Genomic DNA, 22,244 nt, shown 5'->3' on the forward strand with positions numbered 1-22,244 from the left:
TTGGTCATTTGGTGGTGTAGCCGCCGTCGGCGACGAATTCGGAGCCCGTACAGAAACTTGCCTCATCGGAGATGAGGAACAGCACAAGATTGGCCAGCTCACCCGGTGCCGCGGCGCGGGGCAGGGGCTGGTCATGCACCATCGAGTGCGAGCGATCGGAGTCGGCGGTCATTTCGGTGGCCACCACGCCGGGATGTACCGAGTTGACCCGGATGCCGTCGGCGCCGAACTCCTGGGCGGCGGCCTTGGTCATCCCACGCACGGCCCATTTGGAGGCGACGTAGCCGAGGATATTGCTGAATGCGATGATGCCGCCGATCGAGGAGATATTGACGATCGAGCCACCGCCCGCCCGGCGCATCGACGGCACAACGGCTTTCATGCCGAGAAACACCCCGACCTGGTTCACATCGATCACCCGGCGGTAATCCGCCTCGGCGAGCCGCTCGATCGGGTCGACGTGCACGATGCCCGCATTGTTGACCAGTCCGGAGACGGGGCCGAAGGTGTGCTCCGTCTCGGCAATCAATGCGGCCCAGGCAGATTCGTCGGTGACGTCGAGGGGACAGAACATGGCCTGATCGCCGAGTTCGGAGGCCACCGCCTTGCCCTCGTCGGCGAGCACATCCGCAACGATCACCGATGCGCCCTCGCTGACCAGCCGACGGGCGAATGCCGCGCCCATACCGCGCGCACCACCGGTCACGATGATCGTCTTGCCGCTTACCCTGTCCACGTCATGCTCCCGCTCGGATTTCGAGATCGGCGATGTGATTTGCCGCGATATAGCCGAACACCATGGCGGGCCCGATTGTCGCGCCCGCGCCCGCGTAACTGTTGCCCATCACGGCGGCCGAATTATTGCCCGCCGCATACAGTCCGGCGATGGGCGCGCCGTCTTCGCGCAGCACCCGGGAATGTTCGTCGGTGGCCAGGCCGCCCTTGGTGCCGAGATCGCCGGGCACCATCTCAACCGCGTAGAACGGCCCTTTATCGATTGGTGCCAGACAGGGATTCGGTTGCACAGTGGGGTCGCCGTAATAGCGGTCGTAAGCGGATTCACCGCGATGGAAGTCATCGTCTCGCCCGGCACGTGCGAAACCGTTGAACCGCTGCACCGTGGCGATCAAGGAATCGGCCGGAACTCCGATCTTGGTGGCGAGTTCGGCGAGGGTATCGGCTTTCTTGATGATCCCGGCATCGAAATACTTCTGCGGGATGGCCTGTTTCGGGAAGGTGCCGAGGAACAGGTATCGATCGCGGAAGCGCTGATCCATGATGAAGTGCGCTGGCACGTGCCCCACACCGGTAGCGTGTCGCTGGTACATGGTGTGCACCACATCGACATAGCTGGCCGATTCATTGGTGAACCGCTCGCCCGCATCGTTGACCATGATCGCGCCGGGCTGGGATCGCTCGGCCAGGCAGAAGAACGGCGGCCCGTCCGGATTGCGCACCGACGGTCCCCACCAGGCATCGTCCATCAGATCCAGTGCGGCGCCGAGCTTTTCACCGGCCCGGATGCCGTCACCGACGTTCTCGGTCGCGCCGACGGTCCAATCGGTACTGACCGGCGCGGTGAAGAACTGTTTACGCATCTCCAGGTTGTGCTCGAAACCGCCAGCGGCGAGCACCACACCGCGCCGCGCACGGATGACGATCGGTGCACCATCGCGCTCGGCGCGCACTCCGACCACCGCATCGTCGGTGGTAATCAGCTCGGTGAGCGGCGTGTTCAGCCAGACCGGCACGCCCGCGTCGCGCAGCGCCAACCACAGCCGGGCCACCAGCGCCTTGCCGAGGCTCAGCGGCTGCCGTCCCCGGATCCGGTTCAGCACCGCCTTGGCCCCGACCTTCATCGCGGTGCGCTTACCCTTCCAGGTCCGCGCGATCATATTCAGATCGTGGAAATCGCTGACGGTGAATGCGATTCCCTTCGGCCCGGACATGGTCGGCCGGTTGATCAGCTCCAGATCCTCGCCGAGCAGGCGGCCATCGATAATCGCCGGTTCGATGCTGCGGCCCTGCGCGAGGCCACCGGGCAGTTCCGGGTGGTAGTCGGAATAGCCGCGGTCGTAGACGAATTGTAGATGGTTGGTGCGTGCGCCGAGATAGGTCATCATGCGCGGGCCGTTGTCGAGGAATGCGTCCTGTTTGGCCTGCGGAACACGATCGCCGACAACGGATTTCAGATAGACCCGGGCGAGATCCGGACTGTCGGGCACGCCCTCGCGGACCAGCACCGGATTGTTCGGAATCCATACACCACCGCCGGAACGCGCGGTGGAACCGCCGAAGCTGCCACTCTTCTCGATCAGCACCACCGAAAGCCCGCGATAGGCGGCGGTGAGTGCGGCGGTCATCCCCGCCGCACCCGAGCCGACGACCACCACGTCGTAGGTGTATTCCTCGGACATCTGGCTCCCTTTCCCTAGTAACCGGCGCCGGTGAGCATGCCGCCGTCGATGACGACCTCGGTTCCGGTGCAATAACTCGCGGCATCCGAGGCCAGGAAGACGGCCGCCTCAGAGACCTCGCCGGGCTGTCCCCAGCGCGGAATCGGCAATCCGGCGAAGAAGGTATTGCCGTCGACGCCCGAACCCGCCGCCGCCGTCATCGGCGTAGCGATACCACCGGGATGGATGGAGTTGACCCGGATTCCGATCGCACCGAGCTCGCGCGCGGCCGATTTGGTCAGTCCGCGAATGGCGAATTTGCTTGCGCTGTAGGCCGATAGGCCTGCGGCACCGACGAATCCCTCCACCGAGGAGATATTCACTATCGCGCCACCGCCGGTCATCGCGGGCGCGGCGGATTTGATGCCGAGCCAGGTGCCGGTGACGTTCACCGTCATGATCGTGGTGAAATCGGCCAGGCTCATCTCGGCGATGCGCTGGAACCGCAGCAGGCCGGCATTGTTGACGAGCACATCGAGCCTGCCGAACTCCTGCACCGCGGTCCGCACCGCGGCTGCCCAGTCCGCCTCGCTGGTCACATCGTGGTGCAGATAGCGTGCACCGGTTTCGGCGGCCAACTGTTCGCCCTGTTCGTCGAGGACATCGCCGAATACCACCCGCGCACCCTCGGCAATGAAGCGGCGGACATGTTCGGCGCCCATCCCGCGCGCGGCGCCGGTGATCAGCGCGACCTTGTCATCGAGTCGACCCACGTCAGGTCCGTCCTTTCTCCGGCGTTGGTTCGAACGCCGTGTGCGATCTCGACGCTATGGGCGCGCGGACGGCGCGAACCGGAATAGTCCCATCCACCGAGACATGCACCTGACCTCAACAAGAGCATCGGAAATATTTCTACTAGGCATATCGAATTGGGGATGGACAGCCGGCGGAGCCGGTGGGGTGGGAAGAACAGATGGAGGCAATGCATGAAGTTCTCGATGATCTTCGAGGCGCAAATGACCGACCCGTCGGCCGATCACGAAAGGCAGGTATTGCGTGACTGTGTCGAGCAGGCGGTACTGGCCGAGGAGATGGGATTCGACACTGTCTGGGCGGTCGAACATCACGGCTTGAAGTGGTACGCGCACATGAGCGCCCCGGAGATCTTCCTGACCTGGGTGGCCGCGCGCACCGAGCGGATCCGCATCGGCCACGGTGTGGTGTGCATGCCGTTCAACTTCAATCACCCGGTGCGCGCGGCCGAACGCGCGGCCATGCTCGATGTGCTCTCCAACGGGCGGGTGAATCTCGGTGCGGGGCGCGGGGCCACCCCGCAGGAAACCTCGATGTGCGGTGTCGATCCCGACCGCACCTATCAGGAGGTCGAGGAGTCGCTGCGCATTATCGGCAAGGCCTGGCAGGATCCGGAGGGCGAATTCGAATGGCACGGTGAGCTGCTCGATATCGATCCGCATCCGATGCTGCCGCGTCCGGTGCAGCTGCCGCATCCGCCGCTGTTCATGGCGTGCACCAAGAAGGACACGCTGAAACTGGCCGCCGACTACGGAATCGGCGCGTTGGTACTGGGTTTCGCGGGTGTCGAGGAGATCGCCGAACTGCGCCGCACATATGACGCGGCGATTGCCGAGCGGACAGGGGAGAAGTTCGTCTCCACGGTCGTCAACGATCACTTCGCGGCCTTGTGCCCGACGATCGTGCTCGACGACCGGGAGAAGGCGCAGCAGATCGGCGCGCGTGGGCAGCGGTTCTTCGCGCAGTCCATCAAGCACTGGTACGGCGCGGGTCCGGTGCCGGACGAGGCCATCGATCCGACGGTGGACGAGGTGGCCAAGATTCGTGAGGCCGCCGATGAGCATGTGGCGTATCTGCACGAGGCGAAGATTCCGGTGAAGGCCGGGGCCACTTCGGTTTTCAATGCCGAGCACGCGTACGGCAGCCCCGAGGACGCCATCGCGTATGTCGAGCGGCTGCAGGCGGCCCGTGCCGACGAGATCCTGTGCCTGATCCAGATGGGAACGGTGCCGCAGCAGGCATGTCTGGAGACCATTCGGCACTGGGGCGAGAAGGTCATTCCGCACTTCAGGGCAGCGGAGCGTGCTGAGACAACCGAATTCGTAGGAGCTTGAGATGATCGATCTCACTGGCAAAGTCGCCCTCATCACCGGCGCCGCACGTGGCCAAGGCGAGCAGGAAGCGCGCCTGTTCGCCGCCGCTGGCGCACGTGTCGTCCTCACCGATGTGCTGGAACCCGAGGGCAAAGCAGTTGCCGAATCCATCGGTGATTGCGCCCGTTTCGTCACTCACGATGTCAGCAGCGCCACCGACTGGGCCGTCGCCGTCGAGACCGCGATCGTCGAATTCGGCGGCATCGATGTGCTGGTGAACAATGCGGCGATCTACACCGCCAAACCGCTTATCGAAACCTCCGCCGCCGAACTCGAACGCATTCTGCGTATCAACCTGATCGGCTCGTTCCTCGGCATCCAGGCCGTCGTGGATCCGATGCGGGCGGCGGGCGGTTCGATCGTGAATATCTCCTCGCAGGCCGGATTGCAGGGGCTGATGGGACATTCCGCTTATGGTGCGTCCAAATGGGCGCTGCGCGGGTTGACGAAGACGGCCGCACTCGAGTTGGGACCGCTCGGAATCCGGGTCAACTCGGTGCATCCGGGTCCGATCGCGACACCGATGATCGGGCATCTCGGGCTGAGCACCGGTGCCGGCAGCTTTCCCTCGCTACCCCTCGGTCGCGTCGGATTGCCCTCGGAGGTAGCGGATTTGGTGGTATTCCTCGCCTCCGATTCCGCGGCGTTCATCACCGGTGCGGAATTGGCCATCGACGGCGGATTGTCGGCGGGACAGTTCATTCCCCCGGACGCGCTGCCGCCGGTCGAAGCCGTGGGCGAGGGATAGGCATGCCGCTGAAGCCCGAAGCGCAGGTGATCGTCGATCTCGCCGCGGCGGCGTTTCCCGCGCTGGGCACTGAAGTGCTCGATGCCGTCGAGGCGCGTCGGATACTTGCCGCGCGTCCGGCGGCCCAGGTCGATCCGATTCCGGTGGGGCGGGTCGAGGAGCGCCTGGTACCGGGACCTGTTGGAGCGCAGCAGGTTCGGGTCCGTATGTATTGGCCCGCTGCGCCCGGTGCCGACCTGCCGATCGTGCTGTTCTGCCATGGCGGCGGTTTCGTGATCTGTGGTCTGGACAGCCACGATCAGCTGTGTCGTGCGATGAGCAATAGTGTCGGTGCGATCGTGGTATCGGTCGACTACCGGCAGGCTCCCGAAAATAGGTTCCCGGCCGCCGCCGAAGATGCGTTCATCGTCCTGAAATGGATTGCGATCCAAGCGGCTTCGTTCGGCGGCGATCCCGCTCGCATCGCGGTGGCCGGTGACAGTTCCGGTGGCAACCTGGCCGCCGTGACGGCACTGATGGCTCGGGATCACAATGGCCCGGCCATCGCCCATCAATTGCTCATCTACCCGATGCTCGATCCGGCCCGTGACACCGCCTCCTATCGGGAGAATGCCAGCCGTTACTTCGTCACCGACGACCATTTGCGCTGGTATTGGGAGCAATACCTCGCCTCGGACGCCGATGCCGAGAACCCGTACGCCGCACCGCCGCGTGCGACGGACCTGTCCGGCCTCCCGACCGCCTACATCATCACCGCCGAATTCGATCCACTCCGCGATGAGGGCGAGGCCTACGGGCGGCGGCTGCGGGATGCGGGAGTCGAGACCGTCACGATCCGTTACGACGGGCAATTCCACGGTTTCTTCAGCATGGCCGACAACCTGTCTGATGCGAAAGACGCCGCCGACCAAGCCTTTTCGGCTGTGCGCCGAGCATTGGAGAAAAAACCATGACCGTCGAACGTCTCGGCACCATATTCCCTGTCGAGAATCTCGCCGCCGCAATAGATCTGCTCACCGCGGTACTCGGCACGACCGCAACATTCGTCGACGGTGATCGATGGGCGCAATTCGATATCGGCCCGACCCGGGTCATGCTCGCCGGTGCCGATGAACGCGATATCCCGTCGCTCGCCGTCAAAGTCGGGGATCTGGACGCGACCCTCGCGCGCCTGCGCGCCGCTGGATTTTCGGCCGACGATCCGGTGACCGGTCCGCACGAACGGCGTACCTCGGTCCGCCCGTCCCGCGAATCCCCGTGGGCGATCGTCGTGTACGAGCCCTCTGTCGGATAACTGCCCCGTGTGGCTCGGATAACATCGCGCGCCGACTTCCATACGCTACCGTATGGGCAGTGTTCCATACGGTAGCGAATGGAGGTTGGGGCATGGTGCGAAATGTCCACCAGCGGGAATACCCGGTGCCTACGGATCAGCTCGGCGCATTGCTCGCCAGGGCCGCCGAGCCGGACAGTCCGGTGTGGCCGCCCGGCTGGCCCGCGCTGGTCCTCGACCGGCCACTCGGGGTGGGTGCCGACGGTGGACACGGAGTCATCCGGTATCGCTGTACCGAGTGGATACCGGGCCGCCGCATCGAGTTCACCCTCGCGCCCGGATCCTTCCTGGTCGGCACGCACAGCCTCGACGTGTTGGACGGCCGGTGGCCGGACAGCAGCATCCTGCGCCACGAGATCGACTGCCGCCTGCGCGGTATCGGCTACCTGCTGTGGCCCCTGGCCATCCGCTGGATCCACGACGCGATGATCGAGGCACTACTCGACCGAACCGCGGTCTCCCTCGGCCACCCGCCCGTCACCCCGGCCCGCCCGTCCCCATGGGTCAATTTCCTGCGCTGGATCATGAAGCGCCGCCCATCGGCACGGACCGCCACACCCGCATAGCCCGGATAAAGCAGCGGCGTAAGCGATCACTCGTCCGTTACAGTCGCGGATAACCGGACCAGGCCTCATCTTCGGCAGGAAAGTGGGGCGGCAGGAGGCTTACATGGCGTTATCGGCGCAGGATCGGTTCGAGATCGGTGATCTGATCGCGCTGCACGGTCATCTGATGGATGCGGGTGAGCTCGATCGGATGGATGAGCTGTTCACCGCTGAAATCATCTACGACCTCAGTGATTTCGGGGCCGGTGAGCTACGCGGAATTCCGGCGCTGCAGGAGGCCGCGGTCGCCCTCGGCAATGGAAATCCGGTCGGGCATCACATTACGAACGTGGTCATCGCCGAGGTGGGCGGTGCGGTTCGGGTGCGGTCGAAGGGGATCGGGATCTATGCCGATGGGACCAGCGGAAGCATCGAATACGACGATACGGTCGTGCGCGGAGCAACCGGCTGGCGCATCTCGTATCGCCGGTTGATCGCGCACAAGGTGCCGCTGGGTGGTCGGGCGACCAGGTCGACTTAGGGCGACAAACCGACCGCTTTTCTACTTTTCTCGGCTACATGTTTGTTAGCCGTATACGGACGGTCGTGCGTTGATATGGTCGCGCAATGTCGGACATGCGGGACGCTCATCTAGCAGCCGAGCCTCCCGCCGACCGCCACGCCGTGCGGCCCCGGGGCGGTCTGGACCGGGCAGGGCCGGGCAAGATCGAGGTCGACGACGAGGAGAAGCCCGCGCGGATATTGCGCGGATGGGCCGAGTGGGTGCTGGCGACGGTCGCGTTCGCGGTCGCGTTGCTGGTGCTGTGGCAGGTCTTTCGGCCGCTGGCGCAGGGGAGCCAGTACTACCTGGTGATCTTCCTCGCCGGGACATTGCCGGTGGTGTTCCTGGCCTATCGGTCCGGGCTGCGATGGTTCGATCGATGGAATGGTCCTGGTCGGCTCGACTGGTTGCTGGCGGTGGTCGCGCTCATGGTGTGCCTGTATCCGGTGCTGCCGATGGCGATCGGGTCCGGCGGGGGCGGATACAACGCATTCCTGGATCGGCAGGGTCTATTCGATCCGGTCGACACCGCCATGGGCACGGTGCTGTTGGTCTTGGTGCTCGAGGCCTGTCGGCGCACCACTGGCTGGATGTTGCCCGCGGTGTGCATGGCGTTCCTCGCCTACGGCTACTACGGCGGGTACCTGCCACAGCAATGGACCATCGCGCATGCCGGACTCGACTTCGGACAGATCATCGATGCGCTCTACAACTCCGGTAGCGGGTTCTACGGCACGCCACTGGATGTCGCGGCCAGCTACATCGTGCTGTTCACCCTCTACGGCGCCGTACTCGAATTCTCCGGTGCGGCACAGTTCTTCGTCGATCTGTCGGTCGCGGCATTCCGGCGCTCGCGCGGCGCGGCCGGACGCACCACCGTGGCATCGGGATTCCTGCTGGGCACCGTCTCCGGATCGGGCACCGCGACCGCGGTGACGGTCGGCGCGGTCACCTGGCCGATCCTGCGTCGCGCCGGATATCCGCCCGAACAGGCGGCCGGTGTGCTTGCCGCGGCAGGTGTCGGTGCGATCCTGTCACCGCCGACGCTCGGTGTCGCCGCCTTCATCGTCGCCGAATATCTCGATGTCTCCTATGTGACGGTGCTCGGGTGGGCAATGATCCCGACGCTGCTGTACTACTTGGGAATTCTGCTCGCGGTGGAGATCGATGCGCGCCGGCTCGGTGCCGAGTCGGTGGAGATGAGCACCACCTCGGTGTGGCGGCTGCTGGCCCGATTCGGTTACCACTTCCTGTCTTTGATCGCGATCGTGGTGCTGCTGCTGATCGGCCTGAGTGCCGCGCGCGCCGTGGTGTACGCCACCGCACTGGCTTTCGTGCTCGCCTTCGTCGATTCGCGCATTCGCGCCGAGGCTCGATCACCGCGACGGATCTTCCAAATGATCGGCAGCGGTGTGCGTTCGGCGCTGCCGGTGGTCGCGGTGTGCACATCGGCGGGGGTGATCACCGCCATCGCCACCAAAACGGGCCTCGGCGCGCAGCTGGCATCACTGCTGGTGAGTGCGGGAAAGGCATTGTCGGACAACCACACCGTGGTGTTGGCGTGCACCGTGGTGCTCGCCGCGCTCGCACTCGCGCTGCTCGGGCTCGCGGTTCCGGTGACCGCGTCGTTCATCATCGGCTGGGCGATCATCGGTCCCGCCCTGCTCGCGCTCGATGTATCCCCGCCCGCCTCAGCGATGTTCGTCTTCTACTACTCGGTGCTGTCGGAGGTGACGCCACCGACGGCGCTGGCCGCGGTGGGCGCGGCGGCCATCACCGGTGCGCGCGCGGTGCCGACCATGTGGCAGGCATTGAAGTACGCGCTGCCCGCCTTCCTGGTACCGATCGTGTTCGTGCTCAGCGGCCCCGGCGAGTATCTGCTCGGGCACGGGCCCGTGCTCGGTGTGCTGTGGACGACGATCGTGGCCGGGGTCGGCGTCGCGGCGCTAGCCGCCGCGACCGGCGGCTGGATCCTCGGCATCGGCCCGGCCGGACTCCCGGCCCGGCTGCTCGCCGCGGTGGCCGGACTGGCGCTGCTGTACCTGGAACCCGGCGCGCTCGTCGTTGGTCTGGCCGCGCTGACCGCGGCCGTCGGGGTAACGCTGCTCTCACGAAGGAGGACGACTTGAGAAGAGTTGCCATAGGACTCGCCGTCGCCATGGTGTCGGCCGGATTGCTGACCGGATGTGGGGGCCGCCGCGACACACCGCAGTCCGACACCGGCGGGGAGGTCACCTGCGAGGTCGACACCGACACCCGCGTCGGCATCGCGACGGGCAATTCGACCGGCGTGTACTTCGCCCTCGGCAATGCCTACGCCGACCAGATTTCGCAGGCCACCGGCGGCAAGGTGAAGGCGACCGCGGCCGAAACCGGTGCGTCGGTGCAGAATATCCAGCAATTGGTGGCAGGCACCTATCAGGTCGCATTCTCCCTCGCCGATACCGCCGCCGACGCGGTGCTCGGCAATGCTGGCTTTGACGGGAAAAAGCAACCGGTGCAGGCACTTTCGCGGCTCTACCCGAATTACACCCAGGTGATCGTGCGCACCGGCGCCGATATCGAATCGGTCGCGGATCTGCGCGGTAAGCGGGTCTCCACCGGCTCGCCGAAGTCCGGCACCGAGGTAATCGCCCAGCGGATACTGCAGGCCGCGGGCTTGAACCCGGACAACGATATCGAGGCCCAGCGCTTGGATCTCACCAAGACGGTGGACGGTATGAAGGACGGCTCCATCGACGCCATGTTCTTCTCCGGCGGCCTGCCGACACCCGGTATCACCGATCTATTGACCTCCGCCAACGGCAAGGTGCGTTTCCTCGATATCCCCGAACTCACCGGCAGTATGCACGCGGTGAATTCGGTCTACGAGGAGGGCACGATTCCGGCCACCGTCTACGGGCTGTCCGCCGATGTGAAGACCATTGTCGTGCCGAATCTGTTGCTGGTGCGCGATGATCTGGACGCGAATCTGGCGTGCGTCCTGACCAGGACGCTGTTCGATCGCAAACCCCAACTGGAGCAGGCCAATTCGGCTGCGAAAGGGATCAGCCGCGATTCCGCGACGATTACGGCTCCGGTGCCCTTGCATCGCGGTGCGGCGTACGCCTTGACGAAATAGCTCATGATGCCAATGCTTCCGTTAACGACCGCGCGATATCGACTGTGGCGGATATGAATTCGTCGCGCTCGGATTTGGTGGTCGATGCCCGCAGCGGCCCCGATTGGACTTCATACGCTGCCGTACCTTTCGCATCGAAAACCGGTGCGGCGAGGTAACTCAGCGGGAGTTCGGCATCGGAGTCGAGTTCGGCCTTGGTGAATGGCCGCGAGGTGAGAAATGCGAGGCGGCGTAGGGCCCGCGTGCGCAGGTGCGGTTGTACGAGTTCGGTCCCCATCGCACTCAGTAGGTCGGCGAGGAGTTCGACTGTGCCCGCATCGTCGGTGCGTGGACGGAACAGCGCAACGCCACGATCGCGCACGAGGGTGAGCAGTCCGCTGGCGATGCGGCGGTCGGAGTCGGGTGCGGTGGCCAGCCAGGTGTTCTGCTCGGCCGCCGAACGCCACGGCATCACGCTCGCCCCGGCCGGAAACTGCATCGGGATGCGATGGCCGACGGGGATGCCGGGGACGACGCGTTCGGGTCCGTGGCGCACCTCGAGCACCGTGAGGTGATCGGGCTCTATGCGACTCAATGTCGCGCCGTAGCCGGTTCGGGCGGTGAGTTCGGCGAGGATATCGCCGAGTGCGTGCGGCAGGGCGGGGCCGTGCAGATTCGCCAGTCTCGGACCGAGCCTGTATCCGCGGCTCGAATCGCGTCGAACCCAGCCCGCCGAATCCAGTTCGGCCAAAATCGCTGTTGCGGTCGCGCGGGCGATATCGAGCCGGTCCGCGATGCCCGCGACGCTGATCGGCTCCGGTGTCGCGGCGAGCAGCGACACGATATCGATGACCCGGCGGGTCGGCGGGGAGGGGGACCGGTCGGACATTTGCAACCCCTTGTGCGGTTCAACAGGACAGCTCTACGATGACGAATATTACGACAAGTAGCCGTCGAATATTCGACAGTTGGAGCGCGCATGATCCTGGACAGATTCCGAATCGACGGACAGGTCGCCGTTGTCACCGGCGCGGGGCGCGGCCTCGGAGCGGCGATCGCGGTGGCCTTCGCGGAGGCGGGCGCGGACGTCGTCATCGCATCCCGCACCAAGAGTCAGCTGGATGAGGTCGCCGAGCAGGTGGCGGCGGTGGGTCGCCAGGCCCACGTGGTGCCCGCCGATCTCAGCGATATCGAGGCGACCGCCGGGCTGGCCGCTGCGGCAGTCGAACGCTTCGGGCGGCTCGATATCGTGGTCAACAATGTCGGCGGTGCGCTGCCGTGCCCGCTGCTCGATACCACGCCGGACGCGCTGGTGGAGGCGTTCAACTTCAACGTCACCAATGCGCACGCGCTGGTCCGGTCGGCGGTGCCGAAGATACTCGAAACCGCCGGTGGCGGTTCGATCCTCAATATCACCTCGACCATGGGGCGGCTGCCCGGCCGCGCCTTCGTCGCCTACGGAACGGCGAAAGCGGCGCTGGCGCACTACACCCGGTTGGCGGCGATGGATCTGAATCCGCGCATTCGGGTGAATGCCATTGCGCCAGGGTCGATTCTGACTTCGGCGTTGGAGATCGTGGCGGGCAATGACGCGATGCGCACCGAGCTGGAGGCCAAGACGCCGCTGCATCGCATCGGTGAGCCCGAGGACATTGCCGCCGCCGCACTGTATTTGGTGTCGCCCGCCGGAAAGTACGTCACGGGCAAGGTACTCGAACCCGACGGTGGTCTGATCGCCCCCAATCTCGACCTTCCTCTTCCGGATCTGTCATGAGCTACCGCGTAGTCCAATGGGGCACCGGGAATGTCGGCGCACATGCGCTGGCGGGTGTCATCGCGAATCCGGATCTCGAGCTGGTCGGGGTGTGGGTGTCGGGTCCGAAGAAGGACGGGCTCGATGCGGGAACCATTGCCGGATTGGAGCATTCGGTCGGTGTGACCGCGACGACGGATGCCGAGGCGATCCTGGCCGCGAAACCCGACTGTGTCGTCTACTGCTCGATGACCGACAATCGCCTGCTGGAGGCTGTTGAGGATCTGCGCAGACTGCTGAGCGCGGGCATCAATGTGGTGGCGTGCGCGCCGGTGTTCTTCCAGTACCCGTACGGCGTGCTGCCAGACGAACTGCTGAAGCCGATCCAAGAGGCCGCGGCACAAGGGAATTCGTCGCTGTGGGTCAATGGCATCGATCCCGGTTTCGCCAATGATCTGCTGCCGCTCGCGCTCGCGGGCACCTGCCTGCGCATCGATCAACTGCGGTGTCTGGAGATCGTCGACTACGCCAGCTACGACAACCGCGAGGTCATGTTCGACATCATGGGGTTCGGCAAACCGCTGGACGAGATCCCGATGCTGTTGCAGCCTGGGGTGCTATCGCTCGCGTGGGGCGGCACCGTGCGCCAGCTGGCGGCGGGAATCGGTGTCACCCTCGACGCCGTCACCCAGACCTACGAGCGCATCCCCGCCCCCGAATCCTTCGACATCGCCACCGGCCACATTGCCGAAGGTACCGCTGCCGCACTGCGTTTCGAGGTCCGCGGCATGGTCGGCGACCAGCCCGTGACGGTTCTCGAGCATGTCACGCGGCTACGCCCCGACTTGTGCCCGGACTGGCCACAACCCGCACACCACGAGGGCTCCTACCGCGTCGAGATCACCGGCGAGCCGAGTTACGCGATGGACCTGGTCACCTCGAGTCGCAATGGCGACCACAACCACGCCACCCTCCTGGCGACCGCCATGCGCATCGTCAATGCCGTCCCGGCCGTGGTGCAGGCCCCAGCGGGCATCCTTACCGCCCTCGATCTCCCACTCATCACCGCACCCGCCACTCGCCCGGCGTAGTTCCTCGGGGATTCGCACCTGAGGTGGGACACCTTCGGGTAGCGAATCCCCGAGGGCTGGTTGTTACCGGGCTGCCTGGGCGTGTTACTGAGCGAGGGCGGAGAGGGCGCGGTCGACGTCGGCGGCGCTGTTGTACAGGTGGAACGAGAAGCGGAGGCCGCCGCCTCGCGCGGAGGTGAGTACGCCTGCCTCTTCCAGACGCGCTGCCGCATCGCCCGCACCCGATACGGCGACAATCGCCGAATCGGCGGGCACGGACTGAAAACCCAACTCCGCCAAACCGGTTCGGAATTGTGCGGCGAGTTCGCGATTGTGCGCGCCGATCTTGTCGACGGTCAGCTCTTCGATCAACGACAGCGCCGATAGTGCGACAATGACGCCGAGCCAGTCCGGTGTCGAATCGAAACGCCGGGCGGTGATCGGCAGCGCGATCGGCTCGTACAGCTCGGCCCAGCGGTCGGCCGCCGCGTACCAGCCGGGACTGATCGGGCGCAGCTGCGCGGCCGCTTCCGGCGGTGCGGCGAAGAAGGCCACGCTGCGCGCGCCGATCAGCCACTTGAATGTCGCGCATACCCAGTAGTCGGCATCGACGAAACGCAGTGGCACCCAACCGGCGGCCTGGGTGGCATCGGCGAGCAGTCGGGCATTATGCGAAAGAGTTGCCGCGCGCAGCATCGGCAGATCGACGGCTCGACCGTCCTTCGACTGGACAACGCTGACCGCTACCAACGCTGTCTCGGGCCGGACCTCGTCGGCGATACGCTCCAACGGCACGAACCGGACATTCAGATCGCCACGGTGTACGAATGGCATGGAGACAGAGGAGAATTCGCCTTCCGCGAGCAATACCTCTGCTCCCGGCGGCAGCGCGGCGACCACCGGCGCGATCAACGCGGCCACGGTACCGCCCAGCGCGATATCGTCGGCCGAGGCACCCGGGAGTAGTCGCGCGAATCCGGCCCGCAATTCGGGTACCAGATAGTCCCGCGTCGTCGGTGCCGCACGGCCGGCCGCCCAGAGCGTGTTGAACTCCTGCAATGCCGCCAACGTTCGCGCGGCCGGCAACCCGTGGGAAGCGGTGTTCAGGTAGGCGGTCTCGATCGTGAATTCGGCGGGCGCAAGGGAAGACATGCTCCCACCCTCCGCCGCCGCTGTGGCTCGAGTCGAGTGCCACCGGGAAGATAGTGGCCTCAAATCCGCCGCGCTCTGCTATTTCTGTGTCGCCCACATGTTGGTCAGCAGCTGGTAGCTGGGGGTGTCGGCGAGGGCCTGCATCGATTCGTAGATGCGCTGGTAACTGGTCGAGGTGATGCGCCAGTGGCCGTCCGGATCGAGTCGGTAGGTGTCGGAGTAATAGCCCGCACCGCGGATGAGGATGCCGTATTCGGTGGCGATCACGGTGTCCTCGAAAGCCCATGAGCCCGTTGCGGTATCGCCGTCCACGGTGATCTCCGGATGGTTCGCGATATGGGTCGTGACCACGGAGGGGCCGAGGTTCTCGCGCATGAATGCGGTGACAGCGTCGCGGCCGTCGAGGGTGAGCGGTTCACCGAGGGCGTGGGTGCCGTAGCGACCGGCGACGTCGACGGCGAGGGTATCCCCGAAGTCGTCCCATTGTTTGAGATCGAGGGTCCGGAAATAGCGGTACTTGAGCTGGCGGACGGCTTCGATGGCGGCGAGATCCATCCGTTCAGCTTGGCATTTACCGAGCCCTCAGACAAGAACCTGTTCTACTTTGCTCGGGCTTCGGCGGCATGATTCGCCAACGCGTCGAGTACGGCGATCCGGCTGGCGGGTACCTCGATATCCATCGCAATCGCATCAGGGGCCGCGGCGACGAAGCTGAAGTCGAAGAATCCGCAACAGGAGCTCTCGCGGGCGGCGAGGTCGCGAGCTGTGTCTTCGTGGGCTGCGGCCAGTTCCAGCCGTAGGCGGGTCGGCGCGATGCGTTCGATTCGACGCAGTGCGGCCGCGAAGAGATCGGTGAATTCGGCCACGCGCAACGGCTGCTCGGTCGTGGGCAATGTGCACGCATCGGGCACCCAGAGCAGGTTCTCGCTCATTCCGGCCACCTTCGTAAGTCTGTTGGCATATATCGAAAGGGTAGTCCCGGGTGCGTCCAAAGTCCCGGGTGTTCGTCGCCGACGCATCGGGTACTCGATCGACTGGACACGGCTTTCGACCGCCGTCCTCGCACTGGAAGTCCCCGACCAGGAGTCCGCAATGACCGAAGGTCCAGTTACGCACCCGCCCCTCCACGAACCGTCCCTCGATCAACAGTTCGCACTGAGGGCCGCCGCGCGCCGCCTGGAACGCGAATTCGAAAGCACCCGCGACGAAGCCATCGAACGATGGCTGTACTCCGCTTATGACTACCTCGCGGACCACGCCACCATCGACAACTTCCTGCCCCTACTCGCCGAGCGCTACACCCGTGAACTGCTCCGCGCCTCGACCGAGGAACACGCGGACTAGTCGCATTGCGCCGCCGCTCGCCGCAAGACCTGTTCGGCGTCGGTGCTGATACGCCGCACCAGATCAGCGGCGGATTCGAGACTGTCGATGAGGTCGACATTCTCACCCGCCCAGATCGGCGCACAGTCGAGATCGGCCTGCTCGGCAGCCGCCCGATAGCGTTGCCGGGCAAGGGGATCAGCCGCGAGTTCGGCCTCCCGTCCGGCCCATTCGTCGAGGAAACGGTTGCGCAGTGTGCGTGCGGTGTATTCGGCGGGCCACGGGGATTCGCGAGCGATATCGATAATGCGATTGCGTTCGGTATCGCCGCCACGTGCGGCGATGATGGCCTTGGCCTCTTCGGCCGAGAGCAGGGATTCGTGTGTCGCCTCGAAGCGAGTGCCGATCAGCGCGCCCGCCGCACCGAGTACGAGTGCGGCCGCGAGTCCGCGTCCATCGGCTATCCCACCTGCGGCCAGCACCGGCGTACCCGCTGCCAGATCAACGACCGCGGGTACGAAGGGCAGCGTCGCACGCCCACCGCCGTGCCCGCCCGCCTCCGCACCCTGGGCGATCAGCACATCGGCCCCGGCCTCCAGGGCACGCGCTGCCTCGTCGGTGGTGGTGACCTGGACCAGCAGCGGAATCCCGGATTCCCGGACCACGGCGGCAAACGGAGTGGGATCGCCGAACGACAGCAGGATCGCATGCGGTCGGCGCTGCACCGTCCTGCGCACCGTATCGATATCGATGGCCCAGCTCAACAAGCCGATGCCCCAAGGCTTTTCGGTGCGAGCGGTAAGCAACGCACATTCCTGATCCAGCAGCTTCTCATCCCCGCCGCCGCCACCGATGAGGCCGAGTCCACCGGCCTCGGAGACCGCTGCGGCCAGTTCGCCGCCCGCGACGCCACCCATCGGTGCGAGGACTACGGGATGCTCGATGTCGAGCAGGTCGGTGAACTCGGTGCGCAATGCCATCGCCAAACCCCTTCCGTCGTTATCGACGATAGTCAGGGGTTTCAGGCCGCGAGTCGTCGCATGTGCTTGTCAGTCTCGATTCCAGTCGTGACCCCAATAGCTATCGGCGGTCATTTCCTCCGCGGTATAGGTGTTCTCGTCGACCAGCACGCCCTCAGTGCCGAATTCGAGATCCCAGCCACCGGGGGTGCGGACATAGAAGGAGATCATCTTGTCGTTGGTATGGCGGCCCAGCGTCGAGGACAGGTGATAACCGGCCTTGTTCACCCGATCGAGTGCGCGGCCGACATCGTCGAGACTGTCGACCTCGACCATGACGTGCACCAGCCCCGAGCCCGCCTTACCGCCGGAGGGGATCAGCGCCAGGCTGTGGTGGCGCTGATTCACGCCGAGGAAGCGGATGCGCACCGGACCGTATTCGGGCGGTGCGGGGAGCCGGAACGCACCGCGCGGCAGGAATCCGAGCACGTCGGTATAGAAATGGAAGGCCCCGTCGAGATCGGGGACCGGCAGCACCGCGTGGCCGAGGCCGAGTCCCGTAGTGACGAAACGGTTTCCGTATTCGCCGACGACCGGGCTATGGTCCAGGACCGGGCCGTGGAAGATTTCGACGCTGGTGCCCGCGGGATCGCGGAAGGTGAATGCCGCCTCTACGCTGCGGGCATCTGCCTCCGTCACGGTTAGCGCGGTGACCTCGATTCCGGCCTTCTCCACAGCTTCGCGTGCCGCGGCGAGCGCGCGATGGTCGCGGACCTCCCAGCCGATGGCGAGCACCTGATCGGTGTCGCCGGGCACCAGGACCAATCGTGCGACGTGCTCATCCATGCGCAGATAGATGGCGTCCGGATCCGGACCCGCGCCCTCGGCGAAACCGATCACATCGAAAGCGAAGGTGCGCCAGGCGCCCGGATCGCTGACCGCCACCCGCACATAACCGAGCGAGCTGATGATTGCCATATTCTCCTCATTCATAGGTGACCCGGACCGCATCAGTGACCGGCACCGCCTGGCAGGCCAGTACATAACCGTCGGCCAGGTCTTCGCGTGCCAGAACTTCGTTACTCAGCAACTTCACTTCACCCTCGACGACACGACAGACACAGGCGCTGCAGGCGCCTTCGCGACAGGAGTACGGAGCTGCCATCCCGCGCGCTAGCAGCACGTCGAGTAGTACGGTATTGCGCGGCCAGGCGAATTCTCTTGTGGCGCCGTCGAGCTCGATTTCGACCAGGGCAGCGTCGTCGGTGTCCTCGACCTCGGTTTCGGCGAAGGGATCACCGCAGATCGAGACGAATTTCTCGACGTGCACCCGGGATATGCCCAGGTTGTCGGCGGCTGTGACGACAGCATCCATGAAAGGCGCGGGGCCGCAGATGAATAGCTCGCGACTGATCCACGGTGTGATCAGGGTGGTCAGTGTGGGCACCGACGGTAAGCCCTGAACAGCCTCCAACCAATGCAGCACAACGAGCCGGTTCGGGTGCTCGGCGGTCAATGACTTCAGTTCACCTGCGAAGATCACCGATTCCTCGTCGCGATTGGCGTAGATCAGCGTGCACCGTCCAGCGCCCTGCGCTAGTACCGATTTCAGGATGGACAGCATCGGCGTTATCCCACTGCCCGCAGCCAGCAGCAGCAGATCGGCGTCGAGTGAATCGGGTGTGAAAATTCCCGCGGGCGGCAAGCTGTCGATCGTCATGCCGGGAACAGCGTTGTCGCACAACCAGTTCGATGCGTATCCGCCCACCGTCCGCTTGACGGTGACCTCGAGTCGGCCCTCATGCGGCGCACTGGACAGTGAGTAGGAGCGCGCCACCGAACCCGTTTGTTCGCTGGGTATCCGCAGTGTCAGAAACTGGCCGGGCCGATAGGGAAATGGTCGCTCCGGTTCGGCGACCAACTCCAGTGCGACCGCATCCCGGGTTTCGGCGGTTACTCGAACAACTCGAAGCGTCACCGCCGCGCTCACAACAAATCCCCATCACGGGTAGTCAACCCGACTTCGCCTGCGGTGACCGCTTTTTCGATACTGTCGCGCAATGCCGCGCACCCGCGCACCGGACCGCCGCCCGTGTGGGTGAACTCGGCACACCCCGCGCGAGCGGCGGAACTCCACTGCACACTGATGTGCGCGGGGCTGAATTTGACCACCGACACCTGATTTCGGCAGGTATGGCAGGTGATGCAATCCATTACAGATCCGTTCAGGCGTCCGCGCGCTGCGCGGCCAGATTCTCGGCGACCTCGGCCTCCCACGCCGTGACCGCACGCGTGGTGTCGACCTCGAATTCGAAACGGTCGGTCATCTTCGACTCCACTTCGGCGATATCGGTGTAGAACTGCTCGTACCAGCGCCGCAGCTGATAGACCGGCCCGTCCTCCTCGCACAGCAGCGGATTATCGATGCGGGTCTTGCGTTCCCAGATCGCCACATCCTGCTCGAAACCGCGCCCGAGACCATCGGCGAAGCGCACCGCCATCGCATCGGCCTCTTCCGGCGACAGGCCGGGCAGCTTCTTCACGATCGCGCCGTACTGCAGCACGAATTTGGTGGGCGAAACCGGGTAGTGGCAGTTGATGAGCACGGATTCGACCGTCTGCCCGCTGGATTCGTTGACGAGGTAATCGATCATGTAGGAGGGGCCGTAGTAGTGCGCCTCCGAATGCAGCGTGTTCTCCGCGCCCGCCTCCTTGGCCAATTCGCCCTGCACATCCGCGCGTCCGATCGAGGTCATGTACTGACTGGCGATATTGCCCTCGAAGACATTTTTGAAGTAGGTCGGAAAGGCGAAGTGCACGTAGAAGAAGTGCGCCATATCCACCACATTGTCGATGACCTCACGGCAGTTCGCGCCCTCGATGGTGATCTGGTTCCAGGTCCAGTCGCTCCACTGGTCACTGAACGCGCCCTCGAGGCGGGGGATGGTGATATCCGCCGGCGGCGGGTTGCCTTCGGGATCGTTCCAGACGAACAGCTGCCGATTCTGCTCCAATGTAATCCACGATTTGGTGCGGGCCAGCGGAGGTACACGACGCGCGTAAGGGATTGCGGCACAACGACCATTGCCGCGCCAGCGCCAATCGTGGAACGGGCAGGCGATGGTATCGCCCTTGATAATGCCGTCGCCGAGGTTGCCGCCCATATGCCGGCAATAGGCATCGAGCACATTGAGCGTGCCGTCCGCGCTCGCGAAGACGACCAGTTCGGTGCCGAAGATTTCGACGGTGTGCGGTTTGCCGTCGCGGAAGCTGTCGGCAAGGCCGACGCAGTGCCAACCACGGGCATACCGGGTGGGCGGGGCGCCGGTGTCGATCACGCGCACCTGATCGTCGGTCATTGTTCCTCCACGTTCGTCGGGCTGTCATTTCGATGGTTCGGCGCGCCGATGAGCGCGCAAAGGTGTTGTCTCACTGGTCGGGAGACTGGGTTGATTGTTCGGTCGCTGCGCTCGCTCATGCAGTGGTGAGGCGCTCGAATCCGGAGCGATAGAACAGCAGCGGATCGGCATCGCGGCCCGCGCCGAGTGCGGTGACATGGCCGATGACGATGGTGTGATCGCCGCCGTCGAGCTCCCCGCCGAGCTCGCAATCGATCCATGCGATGGATCCGTCGAGCAGCGGTGAACCGTTGGGGGAGCGGCTCCAGTCGAGACCGTCGAATTTGTCGGGACCGCTGCGTCCGAGCTGTCTGCACACCTGCTCCTGATCGGCGGCGAGCACATTCACGCAGAACTTGTTCGCCGCGCGGATCCGCGGCCACGTGGTGGAGGTCCGCGCCGGGAACAGCGCTACCGCAGGCGGATCCAGCGACAGTGCGGAGAAGGACTGGCAGGCGAACCCGACGGGTTGCGCACCGTCCAGGGCGGTGATCGCGGTGACTCCGGTGGCGAATCGGCCGAGGACGGCCTTGAAGTCGAGCACGACGGCCATGGCGCTCCTAGTTTCTACTAGAAATATTCCGTTTCGCCATGAAGGTAAGCGGCGCGCGCGGTGCGCTGTCAATGACCGGTTCCGGCTACCGAGAAGATCCGTAGCGATCTCCGTAGTTTCCGGGATTCGACGTCGTGCGCCTGACGGCACTGTGATTGGGGACACAAGAAGGTATGCCGAAAACGGACATGCCTAATCGAAATACTTCTAAGCTGTATGGGCTACACAATGGAGGTGCGCCATGACGGTCGAGGTGCTGACCGGTCCGGGATCCGACGAGCTGTTATCGGGTCCGGGGCGTCCGACCGCCCGGCCCGCGCAGCCGCCGGTTTCGATGATCGAGCGAATGACGCTGATCCTAGACGCTTTCGACGGCTCGACGCCGACTCTGACGCTGCTCGGATTGGCCGAGCGAACCGGCCTGCCGCGGTCCACGGTGCACCGCATCCTGGACCAGATGATCCGGCTGCGCTGGTTGGCGCACGCACCCGGCGGCTACCGCCTCGGCCTGCGTCCGCTGGAACTCGGTGGACTCGCCGCCGATCATCATGAGATTCGCGACGCGGTGAGTCCGCTGCTGCACGAGCTGTGTCAGCGGACCGGCATGGTGGGCCACCTCGGCGTGCTCGACGGACGCGAGGTGCTGTACCTGGACAAGGCCGGTGGTCGCTATACCGCCAGCATTCCGACTCGCCTCGGCGGCCGGATGCCCGCGCACAGTACGGCCCTGGGCAAGGCGCTGCTGGCCTCGCTGGAGCCGAGCATTATCGAGACCTCCTACCGAGACCGGTTGCCGCAGTTGACGCCACGCACCATTTGCGACCGGGCGGAGCTGCACCGCGAGTTGACGCGGATCCGGCATCGGCAGGGAATCGCGGTGGACAACGAGGAGTCGGTGACCGGGATCTGCTGCGTCGCGGTGCCGATTCGCGGGCGCGGCGCAGCGGTGGGTGCCCTGTCGCTATCCGGTCAAATCGGCGGGGACCGAACGGCCTTGGATACCGCGCGTTTGGCGCGAGTGCTGGTCGAAGCCGCACACGAGGCGGCCCGCGCCCTCTTCCCCCGTCACGCTCGGTGGCGGTGATTCGAGTCTGCTGCGTGGCGTCGTGGTCGGGGCGAGTCGGGGATTGCCGCGCACGGTTTTGCGCGCCACGCATGAATTGACC

General features: G+C 65.1%; 24 protein-coding genes. 12 read left to right on the top strand and 12 right to left on the bottom strand.

Features of this window, described 5'->3' with window-relative positions:
• Positions 1-4: 4 nt before the first annotated feature.
• From ACIBI6_RS05770 to ACIBI6_RS05780, 3 genes are read right to left on the bottom strand one after another with little or no spacing between them, the layout of a single operon-like run.
• The gene (locus ACIBI6_RS05770) at positions 5-736 is read right to left on the bottom strand and encodes a glucose 1-dehydrogenase (RefSeq protein ID WP_364343404.1); all 732 of its coding nucleotides are present in this window, start codon (positions 734-736) and stop codon (positions 5-7) included.
• Position 737: 1 nt separating this feature from the next.
• Positions 738-2,417 (bottom strand): 3-oxosteroid 1-dehydrogenase, encoded by a 1,680-nt coding sequence (gene kstD / locus ACIBI6_RS05775; RefSeq protein ID WP_364343401.1) that lies wholly within the window; start codon positions 2,415-2,417, stop codon positions 738-740.
• 14 nt (positions 2,418-2,431) lie between these two features.
• Positions 2,432-3,169 carry a glucose 1-dehydrogenase gene (locus ACIBI6_RS05780; RefSeq protein ID WP_364343398.1) on the bottom strand — a complete coding sequence of 246 codons (738 nt, stop codon included), beginning with the start codon at positions 3,167-3,169 and terminating at the stop codon, positions 2,432-2,434.
• A 213-nt stretch (positions 3,170-3,382) separates the two neighbouring features.
• Between ACIBI6_RS05780 and ACIBI6_RS05785 the strand changes: the two genes are divergently transcribed.
• The 8 genes from ACIBI6_RS05785 to ACIBI6_RS05820 all read left to right on the top strand — a co-directional run bounded on the left by ACIBI6_RS05785 (position 3,383) and on the right by ACIBI6_RS05820 (position 10,891).
• On the top strand, positions 3,383-4,543 hold the full coding sequence (locus ACIBI6_RS05785; protein ID WP_396955447.1) for an LLM class flavin-dependent oxidoreductase: 1,161 nt from the start codon (positions 3,383-3,385) through the stop codon (positions 4,541-4,543).
• A 1-nt stretch (position 4,544) separates the two neighbouring features.
• Positions 4,545-5,330 (top strand): glucose 1-dehydrogenase, encoded by a 786-nt coding sequence (locus ACIBI6_RS05790; RefSeq protein ID WP_364343392.1) that lies wholly within the window; start codon positions 4,545-4,547, stop codon positions 5,328-5,330.
• Between the two features lie 2 nt (positions 5,331-5,332).
• Entirely contained in the window at positions 5,333-6,283 is a 951-nt protein-coding gene (locus ACIBI6_RS05795; protein WP_396955448.1) for an alpha/beta hydrolase, read from the top strand.
• Positions 6,280-6,624, top strand: a complete 345-nt coding sequence (locus tag ACIBI6_RS05800; protein WP_396955449.1) for a VOC family protein — start codon at positions 6,280-6,282, stop codon at positions 6,622-6,624. The genes ACIBI6_RS05795 and ACIBI6_RS05800 overlap by 4 nt, the downstream gene beginning before the upstream one ends.
• A 92-nt stretch (positions 6,625-6,716) precedes the next feature.
• Positions 6,717-7,229, top strand: a complete 513-nt coding sequence (locus ACIBI6_RS05805; protein ID WP_364343383.1) for a hypothetical protein — start codon at positions 6,717-6,719, stop codon at positions 7,227-7,229.
• A gap of 103 nt (positions 7,230-7,332) precedes the next feature.
• Positions 7,333-7,749, top strand: a complete 417-nt coding sequence (locus ACIBI6_RS05810; protein WP_364343380.1) for a nuclear transport factor 2 family protein — start codon at positions 7,333-7,335, stop codon at positions 7,747-7,749.
• An 86-nt stretch (positions 7,750-7,835) separates the two neighbouring features.
• On the top strand, positions 7,836-9,899 hold the full coding sequence (locus ACIBI6_RS05815) for a TRAP transporter permease (protein WP_396955450.1): 2,064 nt from the start codon (positions 7,836-7,838) through the stop codon (positions 9,897-9,899).
• Positions 9,900-9,928: 29 nt separating this feature from the next.
• Positions 9,929-10,891 (top strand): TAXI family TRAP transporter solute-binding subunit, encoded by a 963-nt coding sequence (locus tag ACIBI6_RS05820; RefSeq protein ID WP_396955605.1) that lies wholly within the window; start codon positions 9,929-9,931, stop codon positions 10,889-10,891.
• A 1-nt stretch (position 10,892) separates the two neighbouring features.
• Here ACIBI6_RS05820 and ACIBI6_RS05825 read toward each other — a convergent pair whose 3' ends face one another.
• Positions 10,893-11,759, bottom strand: coding sequence for a helix-turn-helix domain-containing protein (locus tag ACIBI6_RS05825; protein ID WP_396955451.1), 867 nt, complete (start codon positions 11,757-11,759; stop codon positions 10,893-10,895).
• Positions 11,760-11,849: 90 nt separating this feature from the next.
• Here ACIBI6_RS05825 and ACIBI6_RS05830 point away from each other — a divergent pair, with 90 nt between their 5' ends.
• The gene (locus tag ACIBI6_RS05830; RefSeq protein WP_396955452.1) at positions 11,850-12,644 is read left to right on the top strand and encodes an SDR family oxidoreductase; all 795 of its coding nucleotides are present in this window, start codon (positions 11,850-11,852) and stop codon (positions 12,642-12,644) included.
• Complete coding sequence (locus tag ACIBI6_RS05835) at positions 12,641-13,714, top strand: diacylglycerol kinase (protein WP_364343365.1); 1,074 nt, start codon at positions 12,641-12,643, stop codon at positions 13,712-13,714. Before ACIBI6_RS05830 ends, ACIBI6_RS05835 begins: the two co-directional genes overlap by 4 nt.
• Before the next feature lie 84 nt (positions 13,715-13,798).
• Here the strand turns inward: ACIBI6_RS05835 and ACIBI6_RS05840 are convergent, their stop codons facing one another.
• The 3 genes from ACIBI6_RS05840 to ACIBI6_RS05850 all read right to left on the bottom strand — a co-directional run bounded on the left by ACIBI6_RS05840 (position 13,799) and on the right by ACIBI6_RS05850 (position 15,777).
• Positions 13,799-14,845 (bottom strand): aminotransferase class V-fold PLP-dependent enzyme, encoded by a 1,047-nt coding sequence (locus ACIBI6_RS05840; protein ID WP_396955453.1) that lies wholly within the window; start codon positions 14,843-14,845, stop codon positions 13,799-13,801.
• 78 nt (positions 14,846-14,923) lie between these two features.
• On the bottom strand, positions 14,924-15,400 hold the full coding sequence (locus ACIBI6_RS05845; RefSeq protein WP_364343358.1) for a nuclear transport factor 2 family protein: 477 nt from the start codon (positions 15,398-15,400) through the stop codon (positions 14,924-14,926).
• A gap of 44 nt (positions 15,401-15,444) precedes the next feature.
• On the bottom strand, positions 15,445-15,777 hold the full coding sequence (locus ACIBI6_RS05850; protein WP_364343355.1) for a hypothetical protein: 333 nt from the start codon (positions 15,775-15,777) through the stop codon (positions 15,445-15,447).
• A 160-nt stretch (positions 15,778-15,937) separates the two neighbouring features.
• Between ACIBI6_RS05850 and ACIBI6_RS05855 the strand changes: the two genes are divergently transcribed.
• The gene (locus ACIBI6_RS05855) at positions 15,938-16,189 is read left to right on the top strand and encodes a three-helix bundle dimerization domain-containing protein (RefSeq protein ID WP_364343352.1); all 252 of its coding nucleotides are present in this window, start codon (positions 15,938-15,940) and stop codon (positions 16,187-16,189) included.
• Here the strand turns inward: ACIBI6_RS05855 and ACIBI6_RS05860 are convergent.
• From ACIBI6_RS05860 to ACIBI6_RS05880, 5 genes are all read right to left on the bottom strand, one after another.
• The gene (locus ACIBI6_RS05860) at positions 16,186-17,148 is read right to left on the bottom strand and encodes an NAD(P)H-dependent flavin oxidoreductase (RefSeq protein ID WP_396955454.1); all 963 of its coding nucleotides are present in this window, start codon (positions 17,146-17,148) and stop codon (positions 16,186-16,188) included. The two genes, ACIBI6_RS05855 and ACIBI6_RS05860, sit on opposite strands and share 4 nt — an antisense overlap.
• 69 nt (positions 17,149-17,217) lie before the next feature.
• On the bottom strand, positions 17,218-18,105 hold the full coding sequence (locus ACIBI6_RS05865; RefSeq protein WP_364343346.1) for a VOC family protein: 888 nt from the start codon (positions 18,103-18,105) through the stop codon (positions 17,218-17,220).
• 7 nt (positions 18,106-18,112) lie between these two features.
• A complete protein-coding gene (locus tag ACIBI6_RS05870) occupies positions 18,113-19,117 on the bottom strand; it encodes a ferredoxin--NADP reductase (protein WP_364343343.1) in 1,005 nt (334 codons plus the stop codon).
• A 235-nt stretch (positions 19,118-19,352) separates the two neighbouring features.
• Positions 19,353-20,486 carry a Rieske 2Fe-2S domain-containing protein gene (locus tag ACIBI6_RS05875; RefSeq protein WP_364343340.1) on the bottom strand — a complete coding sequence of 378 codons (1,134 nt, stop codon included), beginning with the start codon at positions 20,484-20,486 and terminating at the stop codon, positions 19,353-19,355.
• 115 nt (positions 20,487-20,601) lie between these two features.
• Positions 20,602-21,078 (bottom strand): flavin reductase family protein, encoded by a 477-nt coding sequence (locus ACIBI6_RS05880; protein WP_364343338.1) that lies wholly within the window; start codon positions 21,076-21,078, stop codon positions 20,602-20,604.
• A 241-nt stretch (positions 21,079-21,319) separates the two neighbouring features.
• Between ACIBI6_RS05880 and ACIBI6_RS05885 the strand changes: the two genes are divergently transcribed.
• Positions 21,320-22,162 (top strand): IclR family transcriptional regulator, encoded by an 843-nt coding sequence (locus ACIBI6_RS05885; protein ID WP_364343335.1) that lies wholly within the window; start codon positions 21,320-21,322, stop codon positions 22,160-22,162.
• Positions 22,163-22,244 lie beyond the last annotated feature (82 nt).

The organism is Nocardia sp. NPDC050412, assembly GCF_044458825.1.
GTDB lineage: Bacteria > Actinomycetota > Actinomycetes > Mycobacteriales > Mycobacteriaceae > Nocardia.